This is a genomic window from Deltaproteobacteria bacterium (genome assembly GCA_019308905.1).
Lineage (GTDB): Bacteria > Desulfobacterota > BSN033 > WVXP01 > WVXP01 > JAFDHF01.
In genome coordinates this window covers 1-16,759 of sequence record JAFDHF010000015.1, presented here as the reverse complement: position 1 = coordinate 16,759, position 16,759 = coordinate 1, and the positions used below count along the sequence as shown (strand labels likewise).

Here is a 16,759-nt window from a genome sequence, read left to right as displayed (position 1 = left end):
ATCAGATGCTTCGAGTCTTCAAGAGGTATATGAAAAAAGGAGCGCCGAAGGCCGAGGTGATCACCCCTACGGGAAGCTCTATGGGAGCGAGAATCGTCCGAGCCAATGTGTCGCAGATCACCAGAAAGGCGGCACCCCAGAGGCATGATGCGGGGATGAGGAGCCGGTGATCAGGCCCGAGAACCAATCTGACCATGTGAGGGATCATGAGACCCACAAAGCCGATCAACCCGCAGACAGAGACAGCCGCGGCGGTGATCAGAGACCCCAGCACGTAGGCCGACTTCTTCACCCGTTCCACGTCCACGCCGAGTTGGATCGCCTCGTCTTCGCCTGCAACCAGGAGATTGAGTCGCCTGGCGAGCAGATAGGCCAGGGAGATTCCTGTTACGACATAAGGAAAGATCAGAGTTACGCCGGCAAAGTCGGCAAAGCTGAAATCCCCCATGAGCCAGAAGACTATCGTGTGGAGGGCTTCATGGCGGGAGATGGAGATGAGAAACATGAGCACGGCCCCGAAAAAGGCATTGATGATCACTCCCGCGAGAAGCAGGGTGTTGGTGTGGACCCGCCGGCCCATCCTGCCCACGTTGAACACGAGGAGCACGGTTCCAAGTGCACCTGCAAAAGAGGCCAGGGGGAGCCCCAATGACATGGCGCCCAAGCCCAGCATCATCGCCAAGACCGCCCCAACTGCTGACCCACTCGACACCCCTAGAATGTACGGATCGGCCAGAGGGTTTCTCAAGAGAGCCTGGAAGATCGAGCCGGCCACGGAGAGGGCTCCGCCCACAAGTGCGGCGAGAAGCACGCGGGGCAGCCGGATTGAGATGATGATGGTATCGCGGATGCTAGACTCTCCCCTGCCGGTGAGGTTCCATACAAGGGCCCTGAGAATTTCGCCCGGGTCGATGGGAATCGTACCGAAACACAGGGAGGCCGTCATGACGAGAGCGAGGGCGGCTCCGAGAACAAGGGTGACAGAGATGGACCTTCTCAGGGTGACGATCATTCTCTTCCCAAGATTTTCCCTTCATCGGGCCGGAGGGGAGGTTCTCCGGTCGCAGTGAAGCCCGGGTATTGCCGGCTGGTCTTGTTCTGATCGGACGGCTCTGGAGGAAACGCCTCTGGATGGATCATCCTTGCCATCTTCTCCAATCCCACCACGATACGCACCGACGGCCGGTCGACCAGGTCCGAGTCGATGGTGTAGAGCCGGTTGTCCTTCACGGCTGGCAGGACATCCCACCTCTTCCACTCTTCGAGCCACCCGGAGTGGTCGGTGTCGACATACATGGAACTGACGATAATGACCTCGGGGGCCTTGAGGATGACCTCCTCGAGGTTGTAGCTGGGGTAGGGGATACGGGCGTCCTTGGCTATGTTGTCTCCCCCGGCCAGGGATATGAGATTGTCGGCGAAACTTCCCCTGGATACGGTGAAGATGGGATCCCGGCCGATCTGGAAGAAGACCCTCGGCCTGTTGAGTCCTCTTACCCGGTGAGAGATCCTTTCGATCCTCTCCCTCATGTCTCGGACGATAGCCCCGCCCCTCTCGCTTCTCCCGACGATCTCGGCGATACGCCGGATGGTTGCCAGTACCCCATCGGTGTCTTTGGGATAGACGACATAGACAGGGAACCCCATGTCTTGGAGCTTTCTCGCCTGGATCTGAGGATTTCCGGCGGCAGTGGCCAGAATGAGGTCTGGTTTCAGGCTTACGATCGCCTCGATATTGAGATTCACGTACGAGCCGACCCTCGGCTTTTCCACCGCAGCCGGTGGAAAGTTGCTGAAACGGGTGACCCCGGCGATCTCGTCTTTCAGGCCCAGGGCGAAAAGAGTCTCCGTGATAGCAGGAGCGAGAGATACGATCCGTTCGGGCGGATAGGCGATGGTCACGGCCCTTCCAAGGGCGTCCGTGAAGACCCGCGTCCCGGCGGCCGCGTGGGCCGCTCCAAAAAGCAGAGCCCCCAAGACGAGGAAAAGCCCGCCTGCGCGGATCCGGCCTTCCCCTTTCCTAGCCATCCTTCCCCTTTCCCAGCCTGAAGACTATCGGCACCTTCACCTTCATTGCAACGGTCTTTTCCCCCCTCTTGCCGGGAATGAACCTCCACTTTCGAACCGTTCTCAGAGCCGACCTGTCGAGTATCCCGTGTCCCGAGGATCCGACAATCCTGATCTCCCGGACGGAACCATCTTCGAGAACCTCCACCAGGAGGGTTACCGTCCCCTCATAGCCCCTTTGGATAGCCTTGCTCGGATACCGGGGCTTGGGGTTGACCGCGTAGTCAGGGGCTGCCTCTACAAGGGGGGCTCCCTCCCCACGGGATGTGAGAGCCCTGTTCTCTTTTTCAGGGTCCTTCCCCCGGCCATGAGGAATAGCCCTCGTGGCGAGAATGCGTTCCAGTGGAAAAATCGGGTCGTTCCCGGCAGGCCCGGCCAGGGGAGGAGACGTCTGGGTGGGCCGTTTCATGGGGTCAGGGAAAGGCCTTTCTACATCAAGAGGACCGCTCTTCTTTATCAGGGTAGGGGGTAGTTTCGGTCTGAGCGGTTGTTTCCGGATGAGGCGTCCGGACCGGAGGCTGCTTTGGATCTCCGGGGTCCTCAGGATCGGCTCCGGGAAGGAGATCCTCTCCTCTGGCGGTGTGGCCTCCGTTGCCGCCCCGGTCTTGACCGTCTGGTAGGTTCGTCTCTCCTGCCCGGGAAGAGCCCTCTGCAAGGTCCTCTGCGCCCGAGTTGAGACTTTCGGAGTCTTATTGGGGGTAGGCTTTCCTGGGCCGGCGGATACCTGTACATAGAGGCTCAGCGAGGTGGGAAGAGGTTCCGGGGACACAACCCGGTGGCCGGCATGACCCGCATACCACAGGAAACCCAGATGGAGCAGCAGGGAAAACAGGAGCCCTGAGAAGAGATCACGTGCCATCACGCTTTTCCTGTGTGTCCAGTGAGACCCGGCTCAGTCCTGCCGAGCGTACCGCGTCGAGGGCCGCAATGATCACCTCGTAAGGGACCCTCCTATCCGCATTGATGAAGACCGGCCGGCCGGGATGAGCCCTCTTTATTCTCTCGAGCCGGGTCTGGAGATCTGGAAGAGAGACCTCCCGCTTTCCCAGAAATACCCTCTCGTCTTCGGTAATAGTAATCGCCACATAGTCTCTCTTGTCGATTTTCCCGGTTCTGGCTTCAGGCAGATTGACCTGGATTCCCCGGTGGACCGTCATGGAAAGCATGGAATAGATGAAGAAGACGAGAAGGAGGAACATGGAATCGATGAGAGGAATCATCTCGATCCGTGCCCGCTTCCTCACGTTCCGCTTGATTCGCATCTAGGTCTCTCCTCCGGCCTCGCAGTTCTGTCTCCGGCTCTGGTTCTTCTCAAAGGCTATCTCGAGACTGCTCGCAAATAGTTCCATCTCCTTTGAGAATCCCTCGATGCGGGAGAGAAAGTAGTTGTGAGCGATGAGGGTGACGATGGCCACGGCCAGCCCGGCAGCGGTGGTGATCAGGGCCTGGGCGATCCCCTTTGTCACGACCTGGGGTTGGGCGATCCGCGCAAGGCCCAGAAGGTCGAAGGAATTGATGATACCCAACACCGTGCCGAAGATGCCCAACAGAGGGGCCACGGTGACTATCGTATCGAGAACATCCAGATAGCGCCTCATCCGCTTCAGGGCTTCATCCGCGGCCATTTCGAGGGCCCTCGGCAGGGAATACTCCCTGTGGGCGATACCGTTGATCAACATCTTGACCACGTAGTCCTTCGAGTTCTTTCCCAAGCTGTAAGCCTCGCCGTAGATTTCCTTCTCGGCGAGCTCCAGGATTCTGAAGGCGAGCCTCCTGTCGCTGTTGTGCTGGATCCTGAGCCAGAAGACCGCGCGCTCGAAGATGATGGCAACCGCCACGATCGAGCATGCCAGAAGGGGATACATGATCGGCCCCCCCCGGGACATCACGCTGAACATCACCACCTCCGCACAAACAAGCCGGTCCACGCAGGGTGACCGGCTCAAGGAGTTACTTAACCCTTCACTGTCTTGCCCCTCGAAGACATTCGTGAAGTATCTCCAGGCAGGTCTTCTGGCTCTCCCAGGTCCCTTTGCCGGCCTTCCCATCCCCAGCGGAGACAGTGACTCTCCCTACCTTGGTGAGCGTTTTGCAAAGGGAACACCCTCTCCCGAATCATCACGGAAGAGAGGGGATCACAGCGGCGGGTCCGCGACGGATTCTCACCGTCTTCCCTTTTCGGTTTCTCCTCGAAACACCTGGAGACAGTGCGCTGTCTGTTTCAGATCAATAAGTATATAGGTCCACAAAAAAGGCTGTCAAGGCCGTTTCTCTCCTGTCTCCGCGATTCGAGCGGATTCCCGCACGTCCGAGCGGGATTCTCACTACGGTTCTTGAGAGGGAAAGGTGTTATCTCTAAGCCAGGACGCTGGGACGCCGCCGGTCTGGGCCCGTTCAAAGTCTCCTGTAAATCCCGATCACCCTACCGAGTATACGGAGATCCGGAGAGTCTTCCCCGAAGCGGAGGCTCTTCCAGGCAGGATTCTCGGGTTCCAGGAGGATAAATCGATCCTCTCTCCGGAGGCGCCGCACCACAGCCTCCCGGCCGGCCAGGGCCAGCACCACGTCTCCCCCCTCCACGGTGGTTTGGGAGCTCACCAAAACCAGATCTCCCTCCAGGATGAAAGGTGCCATGCTTCCCCCTCGAACCCTGAAAAGGAAGACTTCCCCGTCCCCTGTCCACTCTCTGGCAACGGCCACCGTGGCCTCGACGTCTTCTGCGACGAGGAAGGGTCTTCGAACCGCCACCCTTCTGAGGAGAGGCACCTCTCGGGTGTCTGGCCGGAGAGGTTTCTCCGGGAAATCGACGACTTCGATAGCCCGGCTCTTTGCTGCCCTCCGCCTGACAAAGCCCTTCCTTTCCAGGGCCCGCACATGATCAAGAACCGCACGGGGGTAGATGCCGAAATGCTCTCCTATCTCCCTTATCGACGGGGGGAATCCCTGTCTGGCGATTGACTGTTTGATGAATTCAAGTACCTCCCTCTGGCGGCGCGTCAGCTTCATGTACATACCTCTACCCTTAGTTTACTATACAGGTGTTGACCAGATCAATCGGTCGGATAATTGGAGTTTTTTTTTCTGTTTTGGCAGGAGAACACCCTTGTCCCCTCGCTCCTGAGCTCACGCGGTGACCCTATCAAGGTTCGCGGGTGGGGAATTCCTGCCCCTTCCCCACGAACACGACTCACGAATCACGAACACGACCTTTCCCCTCCCCGCTCACCCTTGATGGGTACCCCACCGCTTCCGCAATGTCGCTCTGAGGCAAGGGTGTTCTCCAAAAGTCAGGAAACTCCAGGTCGGATAACACTGGAGTCACGTGCGAGTGGAGGAGATATCTGCCCTGGGGCGCCCAGAGCAAAATCAACAGGCCGCCTCCGAGGTTGACGCAGCCCTGGCCGGCCCCCCTTGGATGAGCGCGCGATTTTGGAGGCGCCATGCCGAGGGTCAAAGGGCCTGGAAAATCAACATCTTGTGTCTGACGCAGAAAAAAATACAATATCTAGTTAAATTGGCTTGACATGGGGGGTGGATGGCGCTACTTATATTCTATGAGAGTTTCCCGGTGATCCTTGTCGAATTCCATCAGGAGGTGACCAATGAGTCAGGGGAAGATGGGGGAGCGAGATCCTCAAAGAGAGGAACCCGAGCAGGATGCGGGTCTTTCCGAGGAGAGGGGGAGGCGGGGAATCGTCCGCCGCTATTTCACGAAGAAGGGCGTCTCTCCCTTTGACACCCTCGAGTGGGAGCGGAGGAGCGCTGCCATCACCAACGAGAAGGGGGAAAAGGTGTTCGAGCAGAGAGACCTGGAGTTTCCCTCTTCATGGTCTCAGATGGCCGTAAACGTGGTGGCTTCCAAGTACTTCAGGGGTATACTGGGCACTTCTGAAAGGGAATCCAGCCTCCGGCAACTCATCGGGAGGGTCGTTGAGACCATCACACGCTGGGGAGCATCACAGGGATACTTCACATCCGGTGACGACCGGGATGCCTTCCAGGACGAACTCTCTCATCTCCTTCTTTACCAGATGGCCTCCTTCAATAGCCCTGTCTGGTTCAACTGCGGCATAGAAGAAAAACCGCAGTGCTCGGCGTGTTTTATCAACTCGGTCCAGGATTCGATGGCCTCCATCCTCGAACTGGCCAAGGTTGAAGGCATGCTGTTCAAGCACGGTTCCGGCACGGGTACAAACCTCTCCTTCCTCCGCTCTTCAAGGGAACATCTGTCAGGAGGTGGAACGGCCTCGGGTCCTGTCTCCTTCATGAAGGGATATGATGCTTTTGCAGGCGTTATCAAATCCGGAGGCAAGACCCGAAGGGCTGCAAAGATGGTGATCCTAAATGCAGACCATCCCGATATCATAGAATTCATAAATGCAAAGAAGGAGGAAGAGAAGAAGGCATGGGCCCTTATCGACGCGGGGTACGACGGTTCCTTCAACGGCGATGCTTACGGTTCCGTCTTCTTTCAGAACGCCAACCACAGTGTGAGGGTTCCGGACGATTTCATGAGGGCCGTCGTGGAGGACGGCACCTGGCAGACCCGTGCAGTCACCACCGGGGAGGTGATGGAGACCTATCGGGCCAGGGAAGTCCTCCGCCTTATCGCGGAGGGGACCCATGTGTGTGGTGATCCCGGCATGCAGTTCGATACCACGATAAACGGCTGGCACACCTGCCCCAACAGCGGGCGGATCAATGCCTCGAATCCCTGCAGCGAGTATATGTTTCTCGATGATTCGGCTTGTAATCTGGCCTCCTTGAACCTCCTGAAGTTCCTGAACGAGGCGGGGGAGTTTGACGTGCAGGCCTTCTGTCACGCCGTAGAGGTCATGATCCTCGCCCAGGAGATCATCGTGGACAATGCCGGCTACCCCACCGAGGCGGTCGCAAGAAACAGCCGCGTTTTCCGCCCTCTTGGACTCGGCTACGCCAACCTGGGCGCCTTGCTGATGGCCCGGGGCCTTCCCTATGACAGCGACTCGGGAAGGAGCTATGCCGCGGCGGTGACCGCCCTTATGACGGGGCAGGCCTATTTGACCTCTGCCAAGATTGCGGGGAGAATCGGACCCTTTGAAGGGTTTGAGGTGAATCGCAAGCCCATGCTCGAGGTGATTCGGAAACACCACCGGGCGGTTTCCAAGATAAACTCCGCCTATGTTCCCCTAGAGTTTCTCGGGGCCGTCCACGAGGTGTGGGAGAAGGCGATAGAGGAGGGGGAGACCCATGGGTATCGAAATTCTCAGGTCACGGTTCTGGCTCCGACAGGAACGATCGCCTTCATGATGGACTGCGACACCACGGGGGTCGAGCCTGATATCTCTCTGGTCAAATACAAGAGGCTGGTGGGTGGAGGGGTTCTCAAGATGGTCAACCGCACCGTCTCCCTCGCTCTCGATCGCCTGGGTTACTCTCAGGACGAGAAGAAGGAGATCCTCGAATTCCTCGACAGGAAGGAGACTATCGAAGGGGCACCCTATTTGAAGGAGAGGGACCTGCCGATCTTCGACTGCGCCTTCAAGCCCCTCAATGGGAGTCGATCGATCAGCCACATGGGCCATATAAAGATGATGGGTGCTGTCCAGCCTTTTATTTCAGGCGCCATATCCAAGACCATAAACGTGCCGAATGAGACCACGGTAGATGAGATCATGGAGGCCTATATTCGATCGTGGGAGCTGGGCCTCAAAGCGGTTGCCATCTATCGAGACGGGTCCAAACGGACCCAGCCCCTGAGCCAGAGAGAGAAGGAGAGCCTCGAGAGAAAGGGGGCTCCGTACCGCCGCCGTCTTCCTGACGAGAGGAGAGCACTCACCCACAAGTTCAGCATCGGGAACCACGAGGGCTACATAACGGTGGGCATGTACGACGACGGGACGCCAGGGGAGATCTTTGTGGTGATTGCCAAGGAAGGGAGCGTGGTTTCCGGTCTGATGGACTGTTTCGCCACAGCGGTTTCCCTGGCCCTCCAGTACGGAGTTCCCCTGAAGGTACTGGTGAACAAGTTCGCCCACACGAGATTCGAACCATCTGGATTCACGAAGAACCCTCAGATCCCCATTGCAAAATCCCTGAGCGACTATATCTTCCGCTGGCTGGCCTCGAGATTCCTGACCATGGAGGAGCAGGCGGAAGTGGGGATCCTGGCCAATCCCCCGGCCGGGGGGCGGCAAGGGGAGGCAGAAAGGGAAAGGGAGAAGGGTTTTGCCTTTGCTGCCCAGGAAGACGCTCCCCCCTGCCCGGAATGCGGGTCGATTATGGTCCGGAACGGCTCGTGTTACAAGTGCCTGAACTGTGGTGCCACCAGCGGGTGTTCGTAGCCGTAATGGATGGATCTTCCGGTTTAATTCAGAGACTTCCGGGAATTTATGAAGGTTATAGAACCCTGTTTCGAGATTCTTGATCCACTGGACGGAGATTCGATTCTCCGCAAGATCGAGCAGGCCGGGAGAACCTGCTACAGGTCAGAGGATCGGATAAGTGCAGACTCGGCTCCGGCTTTTGTGAGGCGACTTATAGCCGCAGGCCACCACAGCGTGCTCGAGCACGTCTCCATCACCGTGAGGTTTACATGTGACAGGGGAGTGACCCATGAATTGGTCCGGCATCGTATCGCCTCCTTTAGTCAAGAGAGCACCCGCTACGCCAATTACGGCAAGGATAGATTCGGAAGGGAGATCACCGTAATCAAGCCGCCTTTCTGGCCTGAGGATTCTCCTGCTTACAGGGAATGGTACGAGGCGATGAAGGCGGCCGAGGCTCACTACATGCGGCTCCTCGAACAGGGGGCGACGCCCCAGGAGGCACGAGCCGTTCTTCCGAATTCTCTCAGGTCGGAAATCGTTATGACCTGTAACATCCGGGAGTGGCGGCACATCCTGGCACTGAGGTCCGGTCCTCAGGCACATCCTCAGATGAGACAGATCATGGTCCCCTTGCTCGAAGAGTTCTGTCGAAGGATCCCGGTTCTCTTCGACGATCTGCGACCGGTCCGTAAGGGGAAGTCTTCATAGAAAAAGGCCGTCTCCTGGTTGGACCTGGAGCCCAGGATCTCCCCTGCAGAATGACATGAAGAGAGTGCCCCAAAAGACCGTTACCTTCCGATTCGAGGAGCATACTCTCCCCAATGGCCTCTGTGTGCTCGCCCTGCCCGACAGGACCGTCCCTGTGGTGAGTTTTCAGATTCATTTCGCCGCGGGCTCCCGGAACGAGAGACCGGGAATCACCGGTATCAGCCATCTTTTCGAGCACATGATGTTTAGAGGGTCGAAAGAGCTCGGCCCTGAGGAGTTTTCGAGAATAATTCAGGCAAACGGAGGAACCACCAATGCCTTCACGACCACTGACAACACCTCGTACTTCGAGAATCTTCCTGCGGGGAAACTAGAGCTGGCCATGCACCTGGAGGCAGAGAGGCTCGAAAACCTCAGGATCACCGAAGAGAACCTTACCACGGAACGAGAGGTGGTCCGGAGCGAGAGGAAGTATCGGACCGTCAACAGCCCTTTCGGCCTGGTCATGGAGGAGCTCTTTGCAGTGGCCTTCCACATCCATCCGTACCGCTGGCCCGTGATCGGGTGGGACCAGGACATAAGGAATCTCACTCTCCAGGACTGCCTGGAGTATCATCGAGTACACTATGCCCCCAACAACGCCGTTGTTGCCATGGTGGGGGATCTCGACCCCGACAGGGCCTTTTCCATGATGGAGAAGCATTTCGGCCATATCCCCTCTCAGCCTCCTCCCGTTCCCCTTCAGGTCAGGGAGAATCCACAGAGAGGAGAGAGGCGGACGATCTATAAGAAGGTTGCCCAGACTCCTGCTTTTTTTGCGGGTTTTCATGTTCCTCCCGTTACCGACCCGGATATTTTTCCCCTGCTGGTTCTCACCTCGTTGCTCTGCCACGGCAAGTCGTCCCGCTTCTATCAGAGGTTCATCAAGACCGGGAGGGCTGTGGAAGCCAAGGTGGAGCTTGGTCCGCCCCCCTTTCTCACCATGGACCCGGGGCTCCTTGTCACGGCCGTTGTGGCTTCGCCGGATGAGGATATCCAGATGTTGGAACGCGATGTCTGGCAGGAGATAGAGTCCGTGAGGAGAGACCCCGTCGACGAGGCGGAGCTTGACAGGAGCAAGAAGAAGCTGCGGTCATCCTATCTCATGAGCCTCCAGACTCACTTCTACAAGGGAATTACTGCTGGGATCTACAGGATTCGGGCCGGGGATCACAGCTGGATTAATCGTGTTGAGCCGTCCTATCTCTCTGTGACGGCTGAGGATGTAATGAACGTGGCGAACCGGTACCTGCACGAGGACAACCGGACGGTGGTCACCCTGGTTCCTGTTTCTCCCCGGGAGAGTGAGAAGTGGGGAGAATACGAATGATGAGGCCGAGGTGCAGGCCATGCTTGAAGGAACCTTGCTGCCGAACCTCTCCCATGGATCCGTGATGACTGAGAGCTTGCGTGATGGAATCGGTCAGGCTTCCTGAGATTCAGAGTCAGACCCTTGGTAACGGGATGCGGGTGCTTGCCGTACGGGACCGGAGGCTTCCCCTTGTCACTCTCGTCTTGATGGTCAAGAAGGGAGCTGAGGCGGACGAGGAGGGCAGAGCAGGACAGGCCGATCTCGCCCTGGAAATGCTGACTCTCGGGACGGAGAAGCGGACGAGCCAGCAGATCGCCCTCGATGTCGACTCCCTGGGGGCGCACCTCGCATTCTACTCGGGTTGGGACGCGAGTTTTGTCGAGATCGAGGGTCTCTCAGAGGATCTGCCCTCCTTGGTTGAGATTATTTCGGATCTGGTCCTCCACCCGACGTTCCCGGAGCCTGAGTTCGAGCAGCTCAAGAAGAGGCGCATTGCGAGTCTTATCCAGGATCAGGACGAGTCGGAGATCGTCGCCGACGACCAATTCACCGAGTTGGTCTTTGAGGGGACCCCTTACGGTCATCCACGCCGGGGCACGGTCGATTCCCTGAGGAGGCTCGCTCTGGATGACCTTGAAAGGTTTCACCGCAGACATTTCGTGGCAGACCAGTGTGTGCTCATGATCCTGGGGGATATCGACTTCGAGGAGTCCTTCATGAGGACCGAGGAGTTCATGGGTCCCATGGAGAGCGGTCAGGCCTCATCTGAGCGGAAGGCTTTCCAGGTCCCCCACAGAGCCCAGCGGAGGATCCGGATCATCCACCGCCCGGACCTTACGCAGAGCCAGATCCGGATGGGCCATCCGGGCATCGAGAGGACCAGCCCTGACTTTCACCGTTTTCAGGTGGCCAACTACATACTGGGAGGGGGTGGGTTTTCCTCCCGCCTCATGGAGAGGGTCCGCTCCCAGAAGGGGTATACCTACGGGATATCGAGCAGTTTCAAGGCGAGGAGGTCTCCGGGACCTTTCGTGATCTCGACCTTCACGCCCAATGAAAACACAGGGGCCGTGATGCTGGAGATTCTCGAGGTGGTCGAGGCCTTTGTCCGGGAGGGTGCAAGGCAGGAGGAACTCGAGGGAGCGAAAAACTACTACCTCGGCAGCTACCCCTTCAGATTCGAAACCCCGGCCAAGATCGCCAGGGAGATTCTGGAGGTCGAACTGTACGGGCTGGGCCTTCAGAGCCTTTCCAACTATCCCTTGAGGATCTCAGAGGTCACCCTGGCAGACATCAGCCTCACGGTCAAGCAACGCCTTTTCCCTCAGGGCTTTTCGGTGGTGATCGTGGGCAATGGCGATCTATTCAAGCGGCAGGTGGAAGCGATGGGGGATGTTGAAATCATCGACTTTCAGAGACTCGTCGCGCACAGGAGCGAGGGGTGAAAGGGCCGTTGTGGTCGCTCTCGCAAGGCCCTCGATGGGGATTCCACAGGGAAGGTTTCATCCCGTCGGAGGTCGGCGGATGGCCCTTCTTGCCGGGCCTCGGGCCGGATGGGATGTAAGACCGATCAACCCGGACCATCTGCTTCAAGACCTGTACTTCAAAGCCTCACGGACCACGAGGATGAGTTTCTCGGTATTGAAGGGTTTGAGGACATAGTCGTAGGCGCCTTCCTCCAGGGAGTGGATTCCATTGTCCACGGTTGCGCAACCTGTGAGGATGATCACGGGGAGGTGCTTCTTCAGCTGATGGGTCATCTTTAGGAGCTCCAGTCCGTCCATCTCCGGCATCTTCATGTCTGTGATCATGAGATCGAAGTGACGAGCCGTGGTGAGCAGGTCTATGGCCTGTTTTCCATTTGCGGCTGTCTCCACGTCGAACCCCGCAAATACCAGGAGGTCTCGGAGGACCGAGGCGATCTCTGGTTCATCGTCTACAACCAGTATCCTGGCCTTTGATTTGTGAATGCCCGACTGTCTCATCATACTGCGGATCACTCCCTCACGGGGGATCTCTCTTTCTCTTCTAAGGATCTGGACCTGTTCCATCTTGCCGCCTCCATTGGGTTCGCCTGTGAGAAAGCAATTTCTGTACCAGGGGGACAGAAATCTTCTTGTACGACTAACTTGTTGAATTGAAAGGGATTATTCTTTGTGCCAGGGCTTTCCGGACAATGGGGCTCCGGGAGGACCCCCCGGTCTTGCCGAGAATTGGTACTCCCTCGCCGAGAATTGGCACCAGGCGGTGCTGCAAGCTGGAAAATCAGAGAGACGAGTCTTCCGGGGGAGGACTGGCTATTTCTTCTTTTCCGAGAAGAAACCCCACCTCGATTTCTTTGGGTGTTCCACCTCGGGTTCCTCCTCGCTCAGCTCTGCAAACTCCTTGAGCAATTGTTTCTGCCGCTCGGTGAGATTGGTCGGAGTCTTGACCACCACCTGAATGATCTGGTCTCCCCGGCCGGGTCCCCTCAGGTGTTTGACCCCTCCTCGCCGTATCCGAAACACCTCTCCCGAGTTTGTGCCTGGTGGAATGTCGATCTGTTTCGTTCCTTCCAGCGTGGGAACCTCGACCCGGGTTCCCAGGGCGGCTTGGGGAAAGGAGATGGGAATCTGGCAGTAGATGTCGTCTCCCTCTCTCTCAAAGAATTCATGGGGTCTGACGTGGATGATCACATAGAGGTCGCCCGGCGGTCCTCCATGGATGCCTGGTTCCCCTTCACCTTGAACCCTCAGCCTCGATCCCGTATCCACACCTCCCGGGATCGTGAGATTGATCTTCCGCTTCCTCTTGATTCTCCCCGTTCCCCGGCATTCCTCGCAGGGCCGCGTGATGACGCTTCCCTCTCCTCCGCAATGACTGCATGTACTGCTGATAGTCAGGAAACCCTGGGAATGCGTGATCTGCCCGGTGCCGTGGCAGTAGGGGCATTGAGAGCGTGATGTTCCGGGTGCAGCTCCGGTGCCTTTGCAGAGCGGGCAGCTCTCGGTCTTCGGAATCTCGATCTCTACCTCTGTTCCGAACGCGGCCTCTTCAAAACTGATGGTCAGATCGTACCGAAGGTCCGCCCCTGCCTGGGCATAAGTACGGGCCCTGCGGCGAGCCGTGCTGCTGATTCCGAAAAAGTCTTCGAAGATATCGCTGAAGCTCGAAAAGATGTCCTCGAAACCCCTGAATCCGGTGAAGCCGGTCCCTTTCAGGCCTTCGTGGCCGTAGAGGTCGTAGAGCTCTCTCTTCTGGGGGTCCCTCAAGACCTCATAGGCTTCGGCAGCTTCTTTGAACTTCTCTTCGGCTTCCCTGTTGCCTGGGTTGCGGTCTGGGTGATACTGGAGGGCGAGTCTCCGGTAGGCCTTCTTGATCTCATCCTCGGTGGCGTTTCGTGAGACACCAAGGATCTCATAATAGTCTTTTTTGACCATAAGCTAGTGCTTTGGAGCAAGCCCGGGTATGGGCAAGAGAAACAAGGTGGACCGCTTCCCACCCTGGTCCACCTTGTCCCCTTTCCTCCCTGGGGAGTGTTGTCTTAGTACATTCCGCCTCCTGGAGGCATGGGCGGGGTAGGAGCCTTTTTCTCGGGCTTTTCGGCCACAATAGCCTGGGTTGTTATCATCAAAGAGGCTACACTGGCAGCATTCTGCAAGGCCAGCCGGACCACCTTGGTAGGATCGATGATCCCTGCCTTGACCATATCTGTATACTCCTCCTTTGCCGCATCAAACCCGAAGGCGCCCTTTTCGCCCTTGAGTTTCTCGACGACCACAGACCCCTCCATCCCCGCATTCTCTACGATCTGGCGGACCGGCTCCTCCAGCGCTTTCTTGACGATATTGATCCCCGTCTGCCTGTCGGCATCGTCCGTCTTCATCTTGTCCAGAGCCTCCAGGCACCGCAGGTAGGCCACCCCGCCTCCGGGAACGATCCCCTCTTCGACGGCCGCTCTGGTGGCGTTGAGGGCGTCTTCAACTCGGGCTTTCTTTTCCTTCATTTCCGTCTCCGTCGCAGCGCCCACGTTGATTACGGCGACACCACCCACGAGTTTGGCCAGCCTCTCCTGGAGTTTTTCCCGATCGTAGTCAGAGGTCGTCTCCTCTATCTGGGTCCTGATCTGTTTGACTCTTCCTTCCAGAGCCGAGGCATCTCCCTTGCCCTCGACGATCGTGGTGTTATCCTTGTCGATGTTGATCCGCTTGGCCTGTCCGAGGTCGCTCATCGAAACGTTTTCGAGCTTGACACCCAGGTCCTCGGATATCACCCTGCCCCCTGTGAGGATGGCGATGTCTTCGAGCATTGCTTTTCTTCTGTCTCCGAAACCGGGGGCTTTGACTGCGGCACACCTGAGGGTGCCGCGGATCTTGTTGACCACCAGGGTGGCCAGGGCCTCTCCTTCAACATCTTCGGCGATGATGAGGAGGGGCTTACCGGACTTGGCGATCTGCTCCAGGATGGGCAGCAGATCCTTCATATTGCTGATCTTCTTCTCGTGGAGCAGGATGTAAGCATCTTCGAGTTGAGCCACCATCTTCTCGGCGTCGGTGACGAAATAAGGGGAGAGGTAGCCTCGGTCGAACTGCATTCCCTCGACGATGTCCAGGGTGGTCTCCATGGACTTGGCTTCCTCCACGGTGATGACCCCCTCTTTTCCGACCTTGTTCATGGCTTCGGCGATGACGTTTCCGATGGTCTCATCGTTGTTCGCCGAGATCGTACCCACCTGGCTGATCTCCTTCTGCTCTTTGGTCGGCTTGCTGATCTTCTTCAGCTCCTTGACCACCTCCTCGACGGCCATGTCGATTCCCCGTTTCACGTCCATGGGGTTGGCCCCTGCCGCGACCACCTTGTAACCTTCCCGATAGATGGACTGGGCCAAGACCGTGGCTGTCGTGGTTCCGTCCCCGGCAGTGTCGCTGGTCTTGCTCGCCACCTCTTTGACCATCTGGGCTCCCATATTCTCGAACTTGTCTTCAAGTTCTACCTCTTTGGCAACAGTAACCCCGTCCTTGGTCACCGTCGGGGACCCAAAGGACTTCTCCAGGATGACGTTTCTCCCCTTGGGCCCGAGGGTCGCCTTGACCGCGTTGGTCAGGATGTTGACGCCTTCAAGGATCTTGGTCCTTGCGTCTTGGTCAAATTTGAGTTCTTTTGCCGCCATTGTCAAACCTCCGTTTCTGTCGGATAAAAAGTGGAGTTCCTACTCGACTACACCAAGGATGTCGTCCTCTCTCATGATGAGGTGCTCTTCCCCCTCTATCTTGACCTCTGTTCCTGCGTACTTACCGAAGAGGATCCTGTCGCCTTCCTTCACATCGAGGGGCTGCACCGTCCCATCTTCCCTGACTTTCCCCTTACCAACGGCGATAACCTTACCCTCAATGGGTTTCTCCTTTGCTGTATCCGGGATGATGATGCCTCCCTTGGTCTTCTCCTCCTCCTCGACCCTTTTGACGATTACCCGATCCTGCAGTGGCCTGATTTTCATCGCCTACATCTCCTTTCTAAAAGGTTTGTTTCCCGAACGCCGTAAGAGGCTCGAATTTCTCAAAAGCTAATCATCCCCTCCGACCTTGTCAAGTTTTCCACGCTCAGACATCCCTGTATCCCGCCTTCTTGTAATTCTCCATGGCCCGGGCTTTCAGGTCCTCCCTATGGGTTTTTTCCGCCTCCTTGTCGGCCAACTCCGCCGCGTGACTGTACATCCCCTCCTTTTCATACTCCCTGATCCGGGTTTCGACCGTGCTCGGTCCTCTATCGACCATCCTGAAGCTGACCGGCGAAAAAACCCGCCCCACAGGAGAACTACAGAAGGGGCAGAACCTCAGCGGATCATCATGAATCGGCTTGATGACCTCGATTCCTTTTCGACAGCGACGACAGCCCCTGTGGCCGTCGGCAACCCTGTACTCATAGATAGGCATGAGCCTCCTCTCAGAGAAGCAACAGCCCGACGAGCCACCGACCGTGAAGAAATTAATCACCGCCCCGGCTTTTGTCAAGGAAACGGGAGTCTCGCATTCCCGGACCTTTGCAGCACGTCGATGTCCCCTAGCGAAACCGGGGGAAAAGGCGAGGTAACCCCGGTGAGCCACTTGGTCGAATGGAAAACCTCTTGTTGCTCCGCTCCTGAGCTTGCGCGGTGACCCCTCGGGTCTCCCGGGTGGGGGATTCCCGCCTTTTCCCCGTGAACACGACTCACGAACACGACTCACGAACCACGAACACGCCCCACGAACACGACTCACGAACCACGAACACGCCCCACGAACACGACTCACGAACCACGAACACGAATCACGAACACGCCCTCTCCCCTTCCCGCTCAACCCCGACG

15 protein-coding genes and 1 riboswitch are annotated in these 16,759 nt (G+C 57.5%); of the genes, 4 read left to right on the top strand and 11 right to left on the bottom strand.

Annotated elements, in window-relative coordinates:
- Position 1: 1 nt before the first annotated feature.
- The 6 genes from JRJ26_07140 to lexA all read right to left on the bottom strand — a co-directional run bounded on the left by JRJ26_07140 (position 2) and on the right by lexA (position 5,073).
- Positions 2 to 1,012 carry an iron ABC transporter permease gene (locus tag JRJ26_07140; GenBank protein MBW2057256.1) on the bottom strand — a complete coding sequence of 337 codons (1,011 nt, stop codon included), beginning with the start codon at positions 1,010 to 1,012 and terminating at the stop codon, positions 2 to 4.
- The gene (locus JRJ26_07135; protein MBW2057255.1) at positions 1,009 to 2,028 is read right to left on the bottom strand and encodes a cobalamin-binding protein; all 1,020 of its coding nucleotides are present in this window, start codon (positions 2,026 to 2,028) and stop codon (positions 1,009 to 1,011) included. Before JRJ26_07135 ends, JRJ26_07140 begins: the two co-directional genes overlap by 4 nt.
- On the bottom strand, positions 2,021 to 2,926 hold the full coding sequence (locus JRJ26_07130; protein ID MBW2057254.1) for an energy transducer TonB: 906 nt from the start codon (positions 2,924 to 2,926) through the stop codon (positions 2,021 to 2,023). The genes JRJ26_07135 and JRJ26_07130 overlap by 8 nt, the downstream gene beginning before the upstream one ends.
- Positions 2,916 to 3,329: a biopolymer transporter ExbD gene (locus JRJ26_07125; GenBank protein MBW2057253.1), complete on the bottom strand. Its 414-nt coding sequence runs from the start codon at positions 3,327 to 3,329 to the stop codon at positions 2,916 to 2,918. The genes JRJ26_07130 and JRJ26_07125 overlap by 11 nt, the downstream gene beginning before the upstream one ends.
- Positions 3,330 to 3,965, bottom strand: a complete 636-nt coding sequence (locus JRJ26_07120; protein MBW2057252.1) for a MotA/TolQ/ExbB proton channel family protein — start codon at positions 3,963 to 3,965, stop codon at positions 3,330 to 3,332.
- 87 nt (positions 3,966 to 4,052) lie between these two features.
- A riboswitch (cobalamin riboswitch) is annotated at positions 4,053 to 4,284 on the bottom strand.
- A 177-nt stretch (positions 4,285 to 4,461) separates the two neighbouring features.
- Positions 4,462 to 5,073 carry a repressor LexA gene (gene lexA, locus JRJ26_07115; protein ID MBW2057251.1) on the bottom strand — a complete coding sequence of 204 codons (612 nt, stop codon included), beginning with the start codon at positions 5,071 to 5,073 and terminating at the stop codon, positions 4,462 to 4,464.
- Between the two features lie 596 nt (positions 5,074 to 5,669).
- Between lexA and JRJ26_07110 the strand changes: the two genes are divergently transcribed.
- The 4 genes from JRJ26_07110 to JRJ26_07095 all read left to right on the top strand — a co-directional run bounded on the left by JRJ26_07110 (position 5,670) and on the right by JRJ26_07095 (position 11,879).
- Complete coding sequence (locus tag JRJ26_07110) at positions 5,670 to 8,390, top strand: vitamin B12-dependent ribonucleotide reductase (protein ID MBW2057250.1); 2,721 nt, start codon at positions 5,670 to 5,672, stop codon at positions 8,388 to 8,390.
- A gap of 48 nt (positions 8,391 to 8,438) precedes the next feature.
- A complete protein-coding gene (thyX, locus tag JRJ26_07105; GenBank protein MBW2057249.1) occupies positions 8,439 to 9,083 on the top strand; it encodes an FAD-dependent thymidylate synthase in 645 nt (214 codons plus the stop codon).
- Positions 9,084 to 9,138: 55 nt separating this feature from the next.
- A complete protein-coding gene (locus JRJ26_07100) occupies positions 9,139 to 10,452 on the top strand; it encodes an insulinase family protein (protein MBW2057248.1) in 1,314 nt (437 codons plus the stop codon).
- Between the two features lie 83 nt (positions 10,453 to 10,535).
- Positions 10,536 to 11,879: an insulinase family protein gene (locus tag JRJ26_07095; GenBank protein ID MBW2057247.1), complete on the top strand. Its 1,344-nt coding sequence runs from the start codon at positions 10,536 to 10,538 to the stop codon at positions 11,877 to 11,879.
- A 144-nt stretch (positions 11,880 to 12,023) separates the two neighbouring features.
- Here the strand turns inward: JRJ26_07095 and JRJ26_07090 are convergent, their stop codons facing one another.
- The 5 genes from JRJ26_07090 to JRJ26_07070 form a co-directional block, all read right to left on the bottom strand.
- Positions 12,024 to 12,485, bottom strand: coding sequence for a response regulator (locus JRJ26_07090; protein ID MBW2057246.1), 462 nt, complete (start codon positions 12,483 to 12,485; stop codon positions 12,024 to 12,026).
- 246 nt (positions 12,486 to 12,731) lie between these two features.
- Positions 12,732 to 13,853, bottom strand: a complete 1,122-nt coding sequence (gene dnaJ, locus JRJ26_07085; GenBank protein ID MBW2057245.1) for a molecular chaperone DnaJ — start codon at positions 13,851 to 13,853, stop codon at positions 12,732 to 12,734.
- Between the two features lie 104 nt (positions 13,854 to 13,957).
- The gene (gene groL, locus JRJ26_07080; GenBank protein MBW2057244.1) at positions 13,958 to 15,583 is read right to left on the bottom strand and encodes a chaperonin GroEL; all 1,626 of its coding nucleotides are present in this window, start codon (positions 15,581 to 15,583) and stop codon (positions 13,958 to 13,960) included.
- A gap of 39 nt (positions 15,584 to 15,622) precedes the next feature.
- Entirely contained in the window at positions 15,623 to 15,910 is a 288-nt protein-coding gene (gene groES, locus JRJ26_07075; protein ID MBW2057243.1) for a co-chaperone GroES, read from the bottom strand.
- A 103-nt stretch (positions 15,911 to 16,013) separates the two neighbouring features.
- Positions 16,014 to 16,346, bottom strand: coding sequence for a zinc ribbon domain-containing protein (locus tag JRJ26_07070; protein MBW2057242.1), 333 nt, complete (start codon positions 16,344 to 16,346; stop codon positions 16,014 to 16,016).
- Positions 16,347 to 16,759: the final 413 nt, after the last annotated feature.